General features: G+C 64.2%; 16 protein-coding genes. 5 read left to right on the top strand and 11 right to left on the bottom strand.

The annotated features are described in order from the left end of the window. Positions 1-10: 10 nt before the first annotated feature. Complete coding sequence (gene glyA / locus ACWCOP_RS07190) at positions 11-1315, bottom strand: serine hydroxymethyltransferase (RefSeq protein ID WP_478250545.1); 1305 nt, start codon at positions 1313-1315, stop codon at positions 11-13. A 251-nt stretch (positions 1316-1566) separates the two neighbouring features. Between glyA and ACWCOP_RS07185 the strand changes: the two genes are divergently transcribed. Beyond that, a complete protein-coding gene (locus ACWCOP_RS07185) occupies positions 1567-1995 on the top strand; it encodes a Ros/MucR family transcriptional regulator (protein WP_478250544.1) in 429 nt (142 codons plus the stop codon). A 16-nt stretch (positions 1996-2011) separates the two neighbouring features. Here ACWCOP_RS07185 and ACWCOP_RS07180 read toward each other — a convergent pair whose 3' ends face one another. From ACWCOP_RS07180 to ACWCOP_RS07155, 6 genes are all read right to left on the bottom strand, one after another. Next, the gene (locus tag ACWCOP_RS07180) at positions 2012-2260 is read right to left on the bottom strand and encodes a DUF6898 family protein (RefSeq protein WP_478250543.1); all 249 of its coding nucleotides are present in this window, start codon (positions 2258-2260) and stop codon (positions 2012-2014) included. After that, positions 2260-3474, bottom strand: a complete 1215-nt coding sequence (gene hemA / locus ACWCOP_RS07175) for a 5-aminolevulinate synthase (RefSeq protein WP_478250542.1) — start codon at positions 3472-3474, stop codon at positions 2260-2262. The genes ACWCOP_RS07180 and hemA overlap by 1 nt, the downstream gene beginning before the upstream one ends. 145 nt (positions 3475-3619) lie before the next feature. Beyond that, positions 3620-4522 (bottom strand): 3-hydroxyisobutyrate dehydrogenase, encoded by a 903-nt coding sequence (mmsB, locus tag ACWCOP_RS07170; RefSeq protein WP_478250541.1) that lies wholly within the window; start codon positions 4520-4522, stop codon positions 3620-3622. Positions 4523-4592: 70 nt separating this feature from the next. Continuing rightward, positions 4593-5642 carry an enoyl-CoA hydratase/isomerase family protein gene (locus ACWCOP_RS07165; RefSeq protein WP_478250540.1) on the bottom strand — a complete coding sequence of 350 codons (1050 nt, stop codon included), beginning with the start codon at positions 5640-5642 and terminating at the stop codon, positions 4593-4595. Between the two features lie 37 nt (positions 5643-5679). Continuing rightward, positions 5680-6816 (bottom strand): isobutyryl-CoA dehydrogenase, encoded by a 1137-nt coding sequence (locus tag ACWCOP_RS07160; protein WP_478250539.1) that lies wholly within the window; start codon positions 6814-6816, stop codon positions 5680-5682. A 95-nt stretch (positions 6817-6911) separates the two neighbouring features. After that, the gene (locus ACWCOP_RS07155; RefSeq protein WP_478250538.1) at positions 6912-7238 is read right to left on the bottom strand and encodes a hypothetical protein; all 327 of its coding nucleotides are present in this window, start codon (positions 7236-7238) and stop codon (positions 6912-6914) included. Between the two features lie 127 nt (positions 7239-7365). Here ACWCOP_RS07155 and hemB point away from each other — a divergent pair, with 127 nt between their 5' ends. After that, positions 7366-8349, top strand: a complete 984-nt coding sequence (gene hemB / locus ACWCOP_RS07150; protein ID WP_478250537.1) for a porphobilinogen synthase — start codon at positions 7366-7368, stop codon at positions 8347-8349. 51 nt (positions 8350-8400) lie between these two features. Next, positions 8401-9537 (top strand): trans-sulfuration enzyme family protein, encoded by a 1137-nt coding sequence (locus ACWCOP_RS07145; RefSeq protein ID WP_478250536.1) that lies wholly within the window; start codon positions 8401-8403, stop codon positions 9535-9537. Positions 9538-9561: 24 nt separating this feature from the next. Here ACWCOP_RS07145 and ACWCOP_RS07140 read toward each other — a convergent pair whose 3' ends face one another. From ACWCOP_RS07140 to ACWCOP_RS07125, 4 genes are all read right to left on the bottom strand, one after another. After that, positions 9562-10194 (bottom strand): trimeric intracellular cation channel family protein, encoded by a 633-nt coding sequence (locus ACWCOP_RS07140; RefSeq protein ID WP_478250535.1) that lies wholly within the window; start codon positions 10192-10194, stop codon positions 9562-9564. Between the two features lie 123 nt (positions 10195-10317). Next, positions 10318-12240 carry an SLC13 family permease gene (locus tag ACWCOP_RS07135; protein WP_478250534.1) on the bottom strand — a complete coding sequence of 641 codons (1923 nt, stop codon included), beginning with the start codon at positions 12238-12240 and terminating at the stop codon, positions 10318-10320. A 234-nt stretch (positions 12241-12474) separates the two neighbouring features. Then, positions 12475-13368 (bottom strand): NAD(P)-dependent oxidoreductase, encoded by an 894-nt coding sequence (locus ACWCOP_RS07130; protein WP_478250533.1) that lies wholly within the window; start codon positions 13366-13368, stop codon positions 12475-12477. Between the two features lie 20 nt (positions 13369-13388). Beyond that, positions 13389-13868: a flavin reductase family protein gene (locus ACWCOP_RS07125; protein ID WP_478250532.1), complete on the bottom strand. Its 480-nt coding sequence runs from the start codon at positions 13866-13868 to the stop codon at positions 13389-13391. 86 nt (positions 13869-13954) lie between these two features. Here ACWCOP_RS07125 and ACWCOP_RS07120 point away from each other — a divergent pair, with 86 nt between their 5' ends. Together ACWCOP_RS07120 and ACWCOP_RS07115 are read left to right on the top strand one after the other, a co-directional pair. Beyond that, positions 13955-14866, top strand: a complete 912-nt coding sequence (locus ACWCOP_RS07120; protein ID WP_478250531.1) for a flagellar motor protein MotB — start codon at positions 13955-13957, stop codon at positions 14864-14866. Between the two features lie 107 nt (positions 14867-14973). Then, positions 14974-16821: an SLC13 family permease gene (locus ACWCOP_RS07115; RefSeq protein WP_478250530.1), complete on the top strand. Its 1848-nt coding sequence runs from the start codon at positions 14974-14976 to the stop codon at positions 16819-16821. Positions 16822-16842: the final 21 nt, after the last annotated feature.

Genomic DNA, 16842 nt, shown 5'->3' with positions numbered 1-16842 from the left:
GGGTCGTCTCTTAGTTGAGTTGGGGATAGATGGGGAAGCGCTCGCAAAGTGCGATCACCTCCTCGCGCACACGCGCCTCCACCGCAGCGTCGCCGTCGCGATTGACCGCTAGGGAATCGAGCACCTCGGCCATCAACTCACCGACCCGGCGGAATTCCGCCACGCCGAAGCCGCGGGTGGTGCCGGCCGGCGCGCCGACGCGCAGGCCGGAGGTCACGGTGGGCTTCTCCGGATCAAACGGCACGCCGTTCTTGTTGCAGGTGATGTGCGCGCGCTCCAGGGCCGCCTCGGAAATGTCGCCGGTCAGCGATTTGGGGCGCAGATCCACAAGCACGACATGGCTGTCGGTGCCGCCGGACACCAGATCGAACCCGGCCTCGTCCAGTGCTGCGCCCATGGCCTTGCAGTTCTCGATGACATTGCGGGCGTAGGTCTTGAATTCCGGCTTCAGCGCCTCGCCGAAGGCCACCGCCTTGGCGGCGATAACATGCATGAGCGGACCACCCTGCATGCCGGGGAAGACGGCGGAGTTGAATTTTTTGCCGAGATCCGCGTCACGCGACAAAATCATGCCGCCGCGCGGACCGCGCAACGTCTTGTGTGTCGTCGTCGTGCAGACATCGGCGTAGGGCACCGGATTGGGATAGGCGCCGCCGGCCACAAGACCGGCGAAATGGGCCATGTCCACCAGCAGATACGCGCCGACCTCGTCGGCGATTTCGCGGAACGCCTTGAAGTCGATCGTGCGCGGATAGGCCGAACCGCCGGCGATCAGCATTTTCGGCTGAACCTCGCGGGCCTGCTCGCGCAGCTTGTCATAATCGATCAGCGCATTGTCTTCGCGCACGCCGTAATGGTGGGCTTCAAACCATTTGCCAGACATGTTCGGGCGCGCACCGTGGGTCAGATGCCCGCCTGCCGAAAGGTCAAGGCCGAGGATCTTGTCGCCCGGCTTCAGCAGCGCGAGAAACACGGCCTGGTTCGCCTGGCTGCCAGAGTTCGGCTGGACATTGGCGTAGGCCGCGCCGAAGAGCTGCTTGGCGCGCTCGATGGCCAGGTTTTCCGCCAGATCGACAAACTCGCATCCGCCATAATAGCGCTTACCCGGATAGCCCTCGGCGTATTTGTTAGTCAGCGGCGAGCCCTGCGCTTCAAGCACCGCCCGCGAGACGATATTTTCAGACGCGATCAGTTCGATCTGGGTCTGCTGACGCTTGATCTCCTTGGAGATCGCGTCGGCGAGCTGTGGATCGGCGGACCCTAGAGTTTGGGTGAAGAAGCCTTCGGCGGCGTCATTGGCGTGGGCGTCGGCCATGGCCGGACCTCCAAATATTGAATGGATGCGTTGGTGACTACATACGTCTCGCACAGCGGCGCGACAACCGGCGTGCGGTCGGCGTTGTGCTCAATTCGATCAATTCGAGAAGCTCTGTGGGCGTTCCAGTTGCTCAAATAGTTCCTGCAGCGCAATTCACAGGTTTACTTGAATGAAAGCTTGCCCTGACTTATAGAGACCGTAACGCCGTGACGATTCGTCTCGGACATTGGCCGCAGATAGGACACACCATGAACGAAGACGCGATCCGCCAGATCGATAATGAAGAACTGCTGCGCATGACCACGGACATCGTGGCGTCTTTCCTTACGCATAATTCGGTCCCGGCCGAGAACGTGCCGGAAATGATCAAGTCCGTGCACGCAACTATGAAAGAAATTTCCGGCGACGAGCCCAAGCCGGAGCCGAAAGCCAAGCCGGCGGTCCCGATCTCCAAGTCGGTGAGCGATGATTACATCGTGTGCCTGGAAGACGGCAAGAAGCTGAAAATGCTCAAGCGCTATCTGCGCTCGCAATATGACATGAGCCCGGAAGACTATCGCCGCAAATGGGGCCTTCCGGCCGACTACCCCATGGTCGCCCCGAATTATTCCCGGCGTCGCTCGGAATTCGCCAAGGAAATCGGCCTTGGCCGTGGCGGACGCAAGAAGGCCAAATAGGCACATCGCCCCTTGATTACACGATCACGCCCCGGCCGCCGCGCCGGGGCGTTTTTGTGTCCGGGTCTTTCACGATCAGGCCCAGCTTGCGCGCAAGCTTACGTCCCGCGATCCGCTCCAAGTCGCGCTGGGGTGTTGATTTGGGGCCGGTGATTACGACCTCCTCGCCGGTGGCGACGTCCACCGCCGCAACGCGCACCGAATCGCCCAGCGATACAAACTCGAAGATGACCTCACGACCCGAAAGCGGATCGCGCTGGACCATCACGCCACCTTTGATGCGGCGTGGCGGGCGTAGACGGCCTTCACCGAGTCTATCAGCTGATCCATCATCTGGTCGGTGTGCAGCGGCGTCGGGGTCATGCGCATCCGCTCGGTCCCCTTGGGAACGGTGGGATAGTTGATCGGCTGCACATAGATCCCGTGCTCGATGAGCAGTTCATCCGTCATTCGCTTACACAACACCGGATCGCCCACATGCAGCGGCACGATATGGGTGCCGTTGTCCATCACCGGAAGGCCGGCTTCGGCGAAGCGGCGCTTCAGGGTCGCGGCGCGCTCCTGATGCTGCTCGCGCAAATGGTGGGCGGCCTTGAGATATTCCACGCTCGCCCGGGCTCCCGCAGCCAGAGACGGCGCCAGCGAGGTGGTGAAGATGAAGCCCGGCGCAGAGGAGCGAACTGCATCAACAATCACCTCGTCTGCAGCGATATAGCCGCCCATCACGCCGAACGCCTTGCCCAGCGTACCTTCGATGATGTCAAAGCGGTCCAGCAGCCCGTCACGCTCGGCGACGCCGCCGCCGCGCAGGCCATAAAGGCCGACCGCGTGGACTTCATCAAGATAGGTCAACGCGCCGTATTTGTCGGCGAGGTCGCAAACATCGTGAAGAGGGCCGATATCGCCGTCCATGGAATAAACCGACTCAAGCGCGATGAGCTTGGGCGCATCGGCGGGCGACGCTTTCAGCAGCGCCTCCAGATGAGCGACATCATTGTGCCGCCACACATGCTTCTCGCAGTTGGCGCCCTTCACACCCTCGATCATGGAGGCGTGGTTCAGCGCGTCGGAATAAATGATCAGCCCCGGCAGGATCTTGCCGAGCGTGGCGATGGTCGCCTGATTGGCGATATAACCGGAGGTGAAAAGGAGCGCCGATTCCTTGTGGTGAAGATCGGCAAGCGACGCCTCCAGCTCCACGTGGTAGTGGGTGGTGCCGGAGATATTGCGCGTTCCGCCTGCGCCGGCGCCCACATCATCAATCGCCTGCTTCATGGCGCCGGTTACGCAGGGGCTCTGTCCCATTCCCAGATAATCGTTGGAGCACCAGACCACCACGTCGCGCACATCACCGGCGGGCGTGCGCCAGTGCGCCTGGGGAAATTGACCGCGGACGCGGCGAAGATTCGCGAACACGCGGTAGCGGCCCTCCGCACGGACGCGGGCGAGCGAGGCTTTGAAGACGCTGCGGTAATCCATCGTTTCTGCGCCGGCGAAAACGGGGGAGCGCCGACGACTCTCCATGGCTTGTGAATGTTGCACGACAGAAATAGTCCAGTCGACCGCTCTCGTCTTCCCCCGATGACCAAACGTCGCGCCTAGTATTTGAAAACGCTTCTCAAAGTCAGTTTTTGGAGGCGAGTTCGCCGGACAAAAGCTTGATCACTCCGGAGAAATCCATCTGTGCGCCGCCATTGGCGTTGAACATCTCGTAGATGGCCTCGGCCTGGGCGCCCAGGGGCGTAGCGACGTCGGCGCGCTGGGCAGCGCCCATGGCGAGTTTGAGATCCTTGAGCATCATCGGCGCGGCGAATCCCGGCTTGTAGTCCCGATTCGACGGCGCCGCCGGAACAGGTCCCGGAACCGGGCAGTATGTGGTCAGGGACCAGGACTGGCCGGACGCCTTGGAGGCGATGTCGAAGAAGTCCTGGGGATCAAGCCCCAGCTTGATCGCGAGATTCATCGCCTCGCAGGTGCCGATCATGGTTATCGCCAGCAGCATGTTGTTGCAGATCTTGGCCGCCTGACCGGCCCCGGCGTCACCGGCGCGGATCACCGCCTTGCCCATTGCGTCAAGGACCGGTACGGCCTTGGCGAACGCCTCTTCCGGGCCGCCGACCATGAACGTGAGTGTGCCGCCATCGGCCGCTGCGACCCCTCCGGAGACAGGTGCGTCCACAAAGCTGAAGCCCTTTGAGGCGGCCATATCGCCCATTTCCCGGGCCGTCTCCACATCAATGGTGGAGCAGTCGATGAGCACAGTGTCTTTGGTCGCCAGCGAGAACACCCCGGCGGTGCCGGCATAGACCGATTTCACATGGGTCCCGGCGGGCAGCATGGTGACCACCACATCGGCCCCCTCCACTGCATTCTCGACGCTGGCGGCGGGCTTTGCGCCCTTACTCGCGAGCGCCTTCACCGCCTCGGGGCTGAGATCGAAAGCCCGCACGCCATGGCCGGCCTTCAAGAGGTTGGCGGCCATGCCCGAGCCCATGTTTCCAAGTCCGATGAATGCGATTTCGGCCATGGCGGCCTCCCTGATACTTTTTTGATTACCCAGCCGAACCGGTCGAGCACCGGCCTTTACGAGCGTCGGCCTAGTCGAGGAAAGTCATCTCCTGCTCTTCGCCGAGCGGCGCGAAGTACGCCTCGACCTGCGAGTCCGACGCCTGCTCGCCCCACTGGGGAGCGTTGTCCTTGTCCAGGATCACCGCGCGCACGCCCTCATAGAAATCCGACCCTTCGGCGAGGAAGCGCTGCGAGACGCGCAGATCCTGGACCATCACGTCGCGAAAGGAGAGATCGGCGCCTTTTCGCAGCGCGGCAAGCGTCACCGCCAGCGAGGTGGACGATTTGGTCTTGAGGATCGAGGCCTGCGTCTCGCTCCAGACGTCGCCGGCCTCGACCAGGCGCTTTTGAATCTCCGTGACGTCGTCGCCGGCGAAAGCCGCATCGATCATGGCGCCGCGAACACCCAGCTCGCTCTCTCCGGCGTCGCCGCCAAACCCGTCCAGCAGCGCATCAATCCGGTCGCCATGCTCGTCGAGTCTTTCGTGCTCGAGGGCGTGGATGAGCTCGCCATAGCGCTCGGTGGGCACGTAGTGCGTGGCCACGCCGGTCGCTATGCAGTCAGCGGTCTTCAGCCGTGCGCCCGTAAGCCCCATCCACACGCCAAGCGCTCCGGCCAGGCGCGGCAGGAAGTATGCGCCGCCCACATCAGGGTGAAAGCCGATGCCGCTTTCGGGCATCGCGAACAACGTCCTGTCGCCGGCGACCCGGAACTCGCCATGGACGCTGATCCCGACGCCGCCGCCCATGGTGACGCCGTCGATGAGCGCCACATAGGGCTTGGGGTATTCCTCGATGAGGGTGTTGAGCCGGTATTCGTCGCGCCAGAATGTCCAGGCGCGCCCGTCGCCGGCCTTGCCGCTCTCGGCCAGCATCCGGATGTCACCGCCGGCGCAGAAGCCCTTCTCGCCCTCACCATCCACCACCACGGCCTTGACCGCGCCATCGTCCTGCCAGTCCAGCAGCGCCGCGGTCATGGCCTCGACCATGGCCTGGTTCAGCGCGTTCAGCGCCTTGGGCCGGTTCAGCGTGATCCGCCCGACATCGCCGGTTCTGCGGATGATAACGTCGTCGGTCATGGCGAACTCCAGTTTCAGGGCTTGAAAGCGTCGGCGGCTATTTGAGTATATCCTTGGCGATGATCACGCGCATGATCTCATTGGTGCCCTCCAGGATCTGGTGGACCCGCAGATCGCGCACGATGCGCTCGATCGGATAATCTTTCAGATAGCCGTAGCCGCCATGGATCTGCAGGGCGTCATTGGCGATTTTAAAGCCGAGATCCGTGGCGAAGCGCTTGGCCATGGCGCAGTATCTCGGCGCGGCCGGGTCCTTGCGATCAAGCGCATCGGCGGCGCGCAGCAACATCAGCCGGCTCGCCTCCAGCTCGGTGGCCATATCGGCGAGTTTGAACTGGGTCGCCTGGAAGTCGGCCACGGCCTTGCCGAACTGGTTGCGGCCCTTGGCGTAGTCGATTGCCAGATCAGTGGCTTCGGCTGCGCCGCCCAGCGAGCAAGCGCCGATATTGATGCGGCCCCCATTGAGTCCCTGCATGGCGAAAGAGAAGCCCTGCCCCTCCTCGCCGAGGCGGTTCTCCACAGGCACACGGCAGTCTTCGAAAGACACCACGGCGGTGGGCTGGGAATTCCAGCCCATCTTGCGTTCATTGGCTCCGAACGTGAGGCCCGCCGTACCCTTCTCCACGACAATGGTGGAGACACCCTTGGGACCGGACTCGCCGGTGCGGCACATCACGACATAAAGGTCGCTGGTCCCGGCGCCGGAGATGAAGGCCTTGGAGCCGTTCAGCACGTAAGAATCGCCGTCGCGCACCGCCTTGGTGCGCATGGCCGCCGCGTCCGAGCCCGAGCCCGGCTCGGTGAGGCAGTAGGACCCGATCAGCTCCATGGTGGCGAGCCTCGGGATCCAGCGCTGACGCTGGTCTTCAGTCCCCCAGCTGTCGATCATCCAGCTGACCATGTTGTGAATGGACAGGAAGGCGGCGGTGGAGACGCACCCGCGCGACAGCTGCTCAAAGATCAGCGCCGCGTCCACGCGGCTCATGCCGGAGCCGCCCACGTCATCGCGCGTATAAATGCCGGCGAAGCCAAGCTCAGCAGCCTCGCGCATCACATCCACGGGAAAGATCTTTTCTTCGTCCCACCGTGCTGCATCGGGCTTAAGGCGGTCGTCGGCGAATCGGCGTGCGGCGTCCTGGATCAGGGTCTGGTCTTCACTCAGCTCAAAATGCACGGACTACTCCCTCGCTGGAACAGCCCGCTAACTAGTCCTAATAGCCAGCGGCGGCAACCGAGCCGGACGCCCCGGCCCGGCCGCCTTCAGCTCGCTTACTTCTTGCCGAACAAGGCCTTGGCGCCGCGATACAGACCATAACCGGCTGCACCCGCAGCAGCCACGCCGCCAACGGCGACGGCCGCCGGCGCAAACGCCGCAGCCGTGGCCACCAGCGTCGCCTTGCCCGCCAGCGCGCCGGCGGTGAGAGCGCCCGCGGCGGTCGCACCATTGGAGAGGCTCGCAGCCGCGCTCTGGGCGGCGTTCAAGATGACGCCGTTCGTGCCGGACATCCCTGAGGGCGTCGCGCCGGACTTGGTGATCGCGCCGATGACGGCGCCGGTCGCAGCGTACAGACCGGCTTTCCTGGGTGTTGTGGTCATTCTTTCCTCCTTGCGAAATAACCGTCCACGGTTAAGCGTGGCGGGGGACCGCACACCGCCTGCTCCCCAGGCGTCCTGAAAATCGGCGCTTAAGGCGTCCTCGAACCAGCGACACTGAAACTCATCCATGGCTCAATTTCCTTCGACCCGCCTGCGCCGCATGCGCGCCCACGACTGGTCGCGCCGTTTGATGCGCGAGAACACGCTCACTCCAGACGATCTGATCTGGACCATGGTGATTACAGACAAGAGCGAAAGCGAGCCGGTGGCTTCCATGCCGGGCGTCACCCGCCTGACGGTCGCTGACGCCGCGAAAGCCGCCGTCGACGCGCGTGCGCTCGGCATTCCGGCGATTGCGATTTTCCCCAATATTGACGGCGCCAGGAAAGACCCGCAGGGGCGCGAGGCGGACAACCCGAACGGGCTGGTGGCCCAGGCGATCAAGGCCATGAAGGACGCCGCGCCGGAGGTGGGGATCATCTGCGATGTGGCGCTGGATCCCTTCACCGATCACGGCCATGACGGAATCATCAAGGATGGCCGTATCCTCAATGACGAAACGGTGGAGCGGCTGGTCTCCCAGGCGCTGAATCAGGCGCGCGCAGGCTGCGACGTGATCGCCCCGTCCGACATGATGGACGGGCGCGTCGGCGCCATACGCGAGGCGCTGGACGTCGAAGGCTTCGAGCATGTGCTGATCATGGCCTATGCGGCGAAATACGCCTCGGCCTTCTACGGGCCCTATCGCGACGCCATCGGCTCGGCGACCGCGCTGACCGGCGACAAGAAGACCTATCAAATGGACCCGGCCAACACCGACGAGGCGATCCGCGAGGTCGCGCTCGATCTGGAAGAAGGCGCAGACATGGTGATGGTGAAACCCGGCATGCCCTATCTGGACATCGTCTTGCGCGTGAAGCGCGAGTTTGCAGCGCCTACCTATGTGTTCCAGGTCTCCGGCGAGTACGCCATGATCGAGGCCGCCGCCGCTAATGGCTGGATCGACGGGCAGCGGGCGATGCTGGAAAGTCTCATGGCGTTCAAGCGCGCCGGCGCGGACGGGGTGCTGACGTATTTCGCGCCGCGGGCGGCGAAGGTGCTGAACGGATAATTCCAGGCCCGAGCCGATCACCGCCGCAGTCCGTCTTGCGAAAAGAGCCCCGTGACCAAACACCCCGCCACCCTCGCCGCCCAGGCGCTGCACCGCACCGATCGCGAGACCGGCGCGGTGATTCCGCCCTTGCACGCTTCCACGACCTTCATGCGTGATGCGAACAATCAGCTCGTCGGCCCGATGGATTACCGCCGGCCGCAGGGACCGACGGAGCTTCACGCCGCAGATATCCTCACCGCCCTTGAGGGCGGCGCGGCGGCGCGCCTGTTCGGGTCCGGGCTCGCGGCGGCGGCGGCGGTGTTCGATACTGTCGCGCCCGGAGCGGCGATCCTGGCGCAGACCCAGATGTATTACGGCGCGAAGAAACTGCTTCAACATCTTGGCGCGCAGGCGCGAATTCGGCTTGTGCTGTTTGATCCCTCCCTCCCTGGCGATCTCGCCGCCAAGGCGGGCGAGGCGAGGCCGGAGCTGATCTGGGTGGAGACGCCGGCCAATCCCGGCTGGGCGATCGTGGATCTGGCCGAGGCCGCGTCGGTGGCCCGCGACGTCGGCGCCGCGCTGGCTGTGGACGCCACATGCGCCCCGCCCTGCACCACGCGCGCGTTCGAGCATGGCGCGGATCTGATCATGCATTCGTGCACCAAATATCTCAACGGCCATTCCGACGTGCTTGCCGGAGCGGTGGTCACGAAGGCTGAAGACGAGCGCTGGAGCCGCCTCACCGCCACGCACAGCCTGACAGGCGCCGTTCCCGGCTCGCTGGAGACCTGGCTGCTGATCCGTGGAATGCGGACGCTGTTCGTGCGTTTTGAGCGCCAGAGCGCCAACGCCATGGCGTTGGCGCAGGCGCTGGAGGGCCATCCCAAGGTGACCGCGGTGCGCTATCCCGGCCTGACCCGTCACCACGGCCACGCGGTTGCAGCTCGCCAGATGACCGGCGGCTTTGGCGGGCTTTTGTCGGTGGAGGTCGAGGGCGGCGGGCGGGCCGCAGCTAAACTTGCAGCATCCACGCACGTTTTCCTGCAGGCCACCTCCATCGGCGGGGTGGAAAGCCTCATCGAGCACAGAAAGCCCATCGAGGGACCGGAGAGTCCGACGCCCAACGCTCTGGTGCGGCTTTCATGCGGGATTGAAGCGGAAGCGGACCTGATCGCGGACATGATGCAAGCGCTGGAGCGGATCTGAACGAGCGCAGCAAAGCGGCTTGGGCTAATCGACCTTCCCGATCGGGGGCAGGCTCCACTTGAACTGCACGGCGCACGCCCGAAGCGTGAACGCCGCCAGCGCCGCGATGGGTGCGGCGACGGTTTCTCCGAGCCCAAGCGCCACCAGGCCGACATAGACGCCGGCGCCGAAAAGGGCCGCCAGTGCATAGATGTCCTCGCGAAAGATCAGCGGCACATCGTTGACGATGACGTCGCGCAATACCCCGCCGAAGGCTGCGCTCAAAACCCCGGTCACCAGCGCGATGGACCAGTGGGCTCCCGCCGCCAGGCCCGCCTGGGCGCCTAGGACGCAGAACACTGAAAGCCCCGCCGCGTCGGCCCAGACAAGCGCCCGGCGACGCGCGCCGGTCTCGCCGCGTACAAGCTCCGACCCGTAATAGCCCGCGACGCCCGCCACGACGGCGACGACGAGATAGCCGGGCGCCTCGATCCAGTAGACGGGGAGTTCGCCCAACAGGATGTCGCGCAGCGTGCCGCCGCCCATGCCGGCGACGGTACCGATCACCGCGGCGCCGAACGGATCAAGCCCCTTGCGCGCCGCAATGATGCCGCCGGACGCGGCGAACAGCGCGATCCCGGCGATATCGAGCAAGGCGAAGACCAGCGCTATGCTCATGGGCGTGCGCCGAAAGACGACAGCATGATGGGATTTGCGAACGTCAATAGGTGCTCCAGCAAATGCGCGAAGAGTGAGCGGCGCTGACCCTCAGCTCAGCGCAATACGCCAGCGCCGCTCCGCTTACAACGGCCACACAATCAGCAACAAAGGAATGCTGACCGCGACGACAAGCGCTTCGACCAGCAGGCCCAGGCGCCAGTAATCGCCGAACCGGAATCCGCCGGGCCCCAGAATCAGCGTGTTGTTCTGATGCCCGATAGGCGTGAGGAAGGCGCAGGAGGCGCCGATGGCGACCGCCATGAGGAAGCTGTCGGCGTTTACCCCAAGGGCCGCCGCAATGCCGATGGCGATGGGGCAAAGGACAGCGGCGGTCGCCGCGTTGTTCATCACATCCGACAGGAACATTGTAGTGATCAGCACCACCGCCAGCGCCGCAACGGCGTTGCCCTGCGCGATGGTTCCCACAAGGAACTGCGCCAGCAAGCCAGCCGCCCCCGTTGATTCCATGGCGCCGGCGACCGGTATGAGCGCGCCCAGGAGCACGATCACCGGCCAGTCGATGGCGGTGTAAACTTGCCGCAAAGGCACGGTGCGCAGCAGCATCGTGGCCAGCACACCAAGCGTGAAGGCGGCCGCCGCCGGGAGCAGGCCAAGGGTTACGATACCGATCGCCCCTAGCATGATCGCGCCGGCGATGATCGCCATGCGCTTGTCGGGAATGCGCAATTCACGTTCACCCAGCGGCACGCAGCCCGTGTCATTGATGAACTCGGCCATGGTCTCACCAGATCCCTGCATGAGCAGCAGGTCTCCGGAATTCAGATTGAGATGCCGCAGGCGCGCCTTCGGCGGGTGGCCTTCACGCGACACCGCCAGAAGATTTAACCCATACCGTCCCCGCAGCTTCAGCCCGCTCGCGGACTGGCCGACAATGGTCGATCCTGGCAGCACGGCGAGCTCCCGCAGGACGACATCGCTGTCGCGATCATCGCTCTCGTCATCGTCATCGTCATCGTCCTCTGGCTTGTCATTGTTCTCAGGGTTTTTGACCGCTGTTGATTCCGTCCTGGCGATATCTTTCGCTGCGTCCTTGGCGACGTCCTTGGCGGAGTCCTCGGCCTCACCGGCCTTGTCGTCCTTGTCCTCCGATGTGGATTTCTCCTCCTCCAGCTTGATGCCGAAGACGGACAGCGTTTCGGCCAATGCGTCGACATCGGCCTGAAGCACCAGAATGTCTTCAGCCTTGATGCGCCGCCCGCCTGAGGGCGCCGTGATGCGGACCTCATTGCGGACCAGCCCAACGATCTGCGCACCGCTATCTCCGATCTCGGTCTCGAACCCGCGCAAGGTCAGGCCGACGGCCTTGCTTTTTTCGGGCACCCGAACTTCGGTCAGATACCGGCCGGTCTCGAACTCGTCCCCCGCAGCTGATTTACGCGCCGGCACCAGCCGCCAGCCAATGACGGCGATAAACAGGATTCCCAGCACCGCGACCGCAATCCCCACCGGGGCGAAGTCAAACATGGCGAACTGGCCAAGCCCCGCCTCTTCGCGGAAGCCGGACACGATCAAGTTGGGCGGTGTTCCCACCAGCGTTGTCATCCCGCCCAGGATCGTACCGAAGGCGAGCGGCATCAGGATCTGCCCCGGCGCCAGATTCAGACGGCCCGAAAGTTGGATCGCGACCGGCATCAGGAGCGCCATCGCCCCGACATTGTTCATGAAGCCCGACAGCGCAGCGCCCAGCCCGAGAAGCGAAAGCATGGTCAGCAAACGCCCGGCGTCGCGCGGCAGAATGGTGCGCACCAGCCAGTCCACGGCGCCGGTATTGCGCAGGCCCTGACTGATTATGAGCACGCACGCCACCGTTATCACCGCCGGGTGACCGAAGCCCGCAAACGCGTCGTTCGCTGGAACGACGCCCGCAATGACGCACGCCAGCAGCGCCGCCAGGGCGACAATGTCATGACGCAATCGGCCCCACAGGAACAGTCCCATCATGACCGCAAGAATCGCGAATATCAGGATTTGCGGACCGGTCATCGAAACGGCTTTCGTGCTGAAACCGCCCGCTGGCGGGCTGACAGGCTCCCTAACGCGCGGGCAGCCGTTGAAGTGTTATCGCCCAGGCCAGGAGGCCGTTGATCGCTTTTCGACTTTCGCCATTAAATTCACTGGGCGCAGCGGTCGGCCAAACATATCCGGGAGCCATTGAATATCCCCGCGCCGGGCTCGCGACAGGCAGCGCCTCAGCTCGATCCAGGCAACCCCCAAGGCTCACTCCCGCTTGGCCTTGGGGCCCTTCGCGTCAGCGTTTTCGAGCCGGGCGATGAGGCTTGACGTATCCCATCGTTCACCGCCCATGGCTTGAATCTCGGCGTAGAACTGGTCCACGATCGCGGCGACCGGAAGCCGCGCGCCATTGTTGCGCGCTTCTTCCAGCGCGATGCGAAGATCCTTGCGCATCCAGTTCACGGCAAAGCCGAAATCGAACTCGTCCCTGACCATCGTCTTCCAGCGATTCTCCATCTGCCAGCTCTGCGCCGCCCCTTTTGAGACCGCCCCGATGACGGTTTCAGGGTCCAGCCCCGCGCGCTTTGCGAAGTGCAGGCCTTCAGCCAGGCCCTGGACCAGGCCGGCGATGCAGATCTGGTTGACCATCTTTGTCAGCTGGCCGGCGCCGGCCTCCCCGCAATGGACCACGGCCTTGGCGTAGACCTCCATGACAGGCTTGGCGCGTTCAAATACCGACGCATCCCCGCCGACCATAACCGAAAGCTGACCGCTCTCCGCACCAGCCTGACCGCCGGACACCGGGGCGTCCAGAAAGCCGATACCGGCAGCCGCCAGCGCGGCTTCGTGTAGCTGGCGGGCGAGCTCGGCGGAGGCGGTGGTGTGATCGACCAGGATCGCCTTGTCCTTCATCGCTTCCAGGGCCGGCTCGGCGACCTCGCGCACGTCCGGATCGTCGCCAAGGCACATGAAGACGATGTCGCACCCGGCGACCGCATCGGAGATGGACGCGTGAGCTACGCCTTCATGGCGCGCCGCCCAGTCGCGCGCCTTGCCGGCGGTGCGGTTCCACACAGCCACCTCGTGGCCAGCGGCGGCGAGATGGCCCGCCATGGGAAAGCCCATGACGCCGAGGCCCAGGAAAGCGACTTTGGCCATGAGACTTCCTTTTACGTCAGCTATCTGTTTACGCCGGCGACGCCGTAGTCAGACCGGTAAAACACCAGCGCGGGCGCTTCGCGCGGAGCGTCAAACTCGGTCACTTCGCCGATAATGATGTCATGGTCGCCACCTTCATGCACCGCGGCGCGCGAACACTCGAAGCGCGCCACGGCGCCCTCCACCAGCGGCGCACCGTTGGCGCCCGCGCTCCATCGGGCGCCCGATGCGCCCAAATCGTCGTTCTTCGCGCAAGCCGTCGACAGGAAGGCCTGATCGGCGCCCAGCACATTCACCGCAAACTGGGGCGCTTCCAGAAACGCCTTGTAGCGCAATGAGTTTCTGGCGACTGACCACAGGATCAAGGGCGGGTCGAGCGAGACCGACGAGAACGAATTCACCGTCATCGCCCGGGCCCGCCCCGCATCCATAAGCGTTATAAGCGCCACGCCGGTGGGAAACCGGCCCAGCGCATCGCGGAAAGCGCGCGCTTTGTCCAAACTCTCGTCTCCTGATTCGTCTTGAAACCCAGCCTTAACCCTGTTGGCGTAGAAGTACCGCTCAACATGCCGAAGGGTGGACGGATATGGCGACGGATCAACCGATCATCATCAAGAAAGTCAAGAAGGGCGGTGGGCACGGTCACCACGGCGGCGCCTGGAAAGTCGCCTACGCCGACTTCGTGACCGCCATGATGGCCTTCTTCCTGATGATGTGGCTGATCAATAATACCGAGCCCGAGCAGCGTCAGGGCATCGCAGACTATTTCGCTCCGGCCAGCCTATCTGAGTCCACATCCGGCTCCGGCGGGGTGCTTGGCGGCACGACGTTCGGCGATGACGGCGTGCGCGGCTCGGGATCGGCCAGCGTGGTTGACCGCCTCGCGCCGCGCCCGGCGCCCACCCGCGAACGTCAGCAGCAGAGCCCGGACACCTCCGGCGCCGGCTCCAGCGAGCCGGAAGTGACCACTGACGCCGTCGCCAGCGCCCTGGCGCGCCGGGAGTCTGCGCAGTTCGCCAGCGCTGAACAATCTCTTCGTCAGGCGCTGCAGGACATGCCTGAGCTGGCCGAGCTGTCACGCCATGTCATTGTCGAGGAAACTCCTGAGGGCCTGCGCATCCAGCTGGTGGACCATGAAGGCCGCCCGATGTTCAATCCGGGGCAGATCGAGCCCAATGAACGCGCCAGCGTCCTGTTACGCGCCGTGGCCGAGATCGCGCAGCGCCTTCCCAACCGGATCAGCATCTCTGGACACACCGACGCAAGCCCTGCTCCGAGGTCCGGCCCGTCCAACTGGCAGCTCTCTGCGGCGCGCGCCAATGCGGCTCTGGAGGTGCTGTCCGGCGCCGGCATTCCCGATCACCGCATCGCGGAAGTTCGCGGCAAGGCGGGCGCCGAACCGCTGTTCCCCGATGATCCCTACATGCCCGGTAATCGACGCCTGTCGATCACCCTCTTGCGCGAGGCGCCGGTCATTCCTCCGAGCAGCCGGCGTTAGCCGCACGGCGCGGTTAGCGCTTTCGGCGCTTCCGCTCAAGCCAAAGGCCTGTTTACTCTGCTCGCCTGGTCGGCGTGATTCCGCGCCGCGGCGCAAAGCGGACGGGCATGGAAGAACTCAGCGCATTGACCGACTGGCGCATGTGGATCGTCCTCGCGGGCGTCTGCGTGGCCATTGTGTTCTATTGCTGGGAACGGTTCGCTCTGGAGCTTGTCTCCGGGGCAATCGTATGCGCGGCGCTTTTGTTCTTCCACCTCTTTGGCGGACCCGAAGCTCCGGATTCAGGCGATATCCTGTCCGGGTTCGCAAATCCGGCCCTCATCACCATCATGGCGCTGCTGATCGTTGGTCAGGGCGTCTTCCACACCGGCGCGCTGGACGGGCCCACGCGCGGGCTTCTGTCGATGTTCGACGTGCGGCCCAAACTCACCATTCTGGCGATCTTCGCGCTGGTCTTCGTGGTCTCCGCCTTCATCAACAACACGCCCGTGGTGGTGATGTTCATCCCGATCCTGGCCGCCGTCGCCGCGCGCATGAAGGGCTCGCCCAGCACCTTCATGATGCCGCTGAGTTTCGTGTGCATCTTCGCCGGCATGACCACGCTGATCGGCTCATCCACAAACCTGCTGGTGTCAGACTCCCTGCTGGAGGCGACGGGCGAAAGCATCGGCTTTTTTGAGCCGATGTTCCCGGGCCTGCTCCTGGCCGGCGTCGGCATGGTCTACATCATCTTCGTCCTGCCAAAGCTCCTACCCAAGCGTGCAGATATGGAGTCCGAATTCGCGGGAAGCACCGGCAAGCAGTACATCGCCCAGATCGAGGTGAATTCCGGGCATCCTCTGGCCGGGCAGAAGCCGGTGGCCGGCCTGTTCCCTGATCTCCAGGATATCACCGTACGCATGATCCAGCGAGGCGAGCAGGCCTATCTGCCTCCGTTCGACGAGATCGAGGTGCAGCCGGGCGACATGATCATCGTGGCGGCGACCCGCAAGAAACTCACAGAGCTGCTCTCCAGCCGTCCGGAATTCGTCAAGGGCGTGCTGCGCTCGGCCGGGCCTCTCGACGCGCCCACCCCCGGTGAACGCCTGGCCCTGACCGAGGCGGTGGTATCCCCCGGCTCGCGCCTCATCGGGCGCACCATCCGTCAGATTGGGTTTCGCCATTCGGTCGGCGCCATCGTGCTCGGCGTGCAGCGCCGCTCCCGGATGCTGCGCGCACGCATGGGCGAGATCCGCCTTGAGGCGGGCGACGTGCTGCTCTTGTTCGGGGGCGCGGACTCCATGCGCCGCCTGCGCGCCGATCGCGACGTGCTTCTGATGGAGTGGGCGACCAGCGATCTTCCCGACATTCGCAAAGCCTCCCTAGCGCGCATTATCCTTCTGGGGGTGATCCTTCTTGCCTCCACCGGCGTGCTGCCGATCGTCGCCGCGTCAATTTTGGGCGCGACGGCGATGATCGCGTCTGGATGCCTGAATGTGCGCCAAGCGGCGCGCGCGGTGGATCTGAAGCTGTTCCTGCTGATCGGATCGGCCTTTGCGCTGGGCGAAGCGATGGACGCCAGCGGCGCGGCGAACGTCCTGGCCTACACCGTCGTGGCACTTTTCGAGCCGTTCGGCGTCACCGCCTTGCTGTCGGCTCTATTCCTGCTGGTGATGGTGCTCACCAACGTATTGTCGAACAACGCCACAGCGATTCTGTTCACGCCCATTGCAGTGGGCGCGGCCAGTGCGACCGGATCTGATCCGCAGCTCTTCGCCTTGACCGTCCTGTTCGCCGCCAACACCTGTTTTGCTACGCCCATCGGATATCAGACCAACCTGCTGGTGATGGGACCGGGCAAGTACAAATTTGTTGATTTCCTGCGCGCTGGCGCGCCGCTGTCTCTTTTGGTCTGGCTTGTCTTCACCGCTTACGTCGCGTTCAGTTTCTCAACCGGCCTCGGCGGGTTAAGCTGACCGCCGCTGGAAAGGGAGTAG

This window comes from Apolloniradiicaulis salifontis (genome assembly GCF_053756655.1).
This window is presented reverse-complemented; position numbering and strand designations above follow the sequence as displayed.

Excerpts from the sequence above, each read along its gene's own strand:
- ACWCOP_RS07135 (WP_478250534.1), bottom strand. The coding sequence starts at position 12,240 with ATGACCGGTCCGCAAATCCTGATATTCGCGATTCTTGCGGTCATGATG.
- ACWCOP_RS07185 (WP_478250544.1), top strand. The coding sequence starts at position 1,567 with ATGAACGAAGACGCGATCCGCCAGATCGATAATGAAGAACTGCTGCGC.
- ACWCOP_RS07140 (WP_478250535.1), bottom strand. The coding sequence starts at position 10,194 with ATGAGCATAGCGCTGGTCTTCGCCTTGCTCGATATCGCCGGGATCGCG.
- ACWCOP_RS07180 (WP_478250543.1), bottom strand. The coding sequence starts at position 2,260 with ATGGTCCAGCGCGATCCGCTTTCGGGTCGTGAGGTCATCTTCGAGTTT.
- ACWCOP_RS07115 (WP_478250530.1), top strand. The coding sequence starts at position 14,974 with ATGGAAGAACTCAGCGCATTGACCGACTGGCGCATGTGGATCGTCCTC.
- mmsB (WP_478250541.1), bottom strand. The coding sequence starts at position 4,522 with ATGGCCGAAATCGCATTCATCGGACTTGGAAACATGGGCTCGGGCATG.
- hemA (WP_478250542.1), bottom strand. The coding sequence starts at position 3,474 with ATGGATTACCGCAGCGTCTTCAAAGCCTCGCTCGCCCGCGTCCGTGCG.
- ACWCOP_RS07130 (WP_478250533.1), bottom strand. The coding sequence starts at position 13,368 with ATGGCCAAAGTCGCTTTCCTGGGCCTCGGCGTCATGGGCTTTCCCATG.
- hemB (WP_478250537.1), top strand. The coding sequence starts at position 7,366 with ATGGCTCAATTTCCTTCGACCCGCCTGCGCCGCATGCGCGCCCACGAC.
- ACWCOP_RS07120 (WP_478250531.1), top strand. The coding sequence starts at position 13,955 with ATGGCGACGGATCAACCGATCATCATCAAGAAAGTCAAGAAGGGCGGT.
- glyA (WP_478250545.1), bottom strand. The coding sequence starts at position 1,315 with ATGGCCGACGCCCACGCCAATGACGCCGCCGAAGGCTTCTTCACCCAA.
- ACWCOP_RS07155 (WP_478250538.1), bottom strand. The coding sequence starts at position 7,238 with ATGACCACAACACCCAGGAAAGCCGGTCTGTACGCTGCGACCGGCGCC.
- ACWCOP_RS07165 (WP_478250540.1), bottom strand. The coding sequence starts at position 5,642 with ATGACCGACGACGTTATCATCCGCAGAACCGGCGATGTCGGGCGGATC.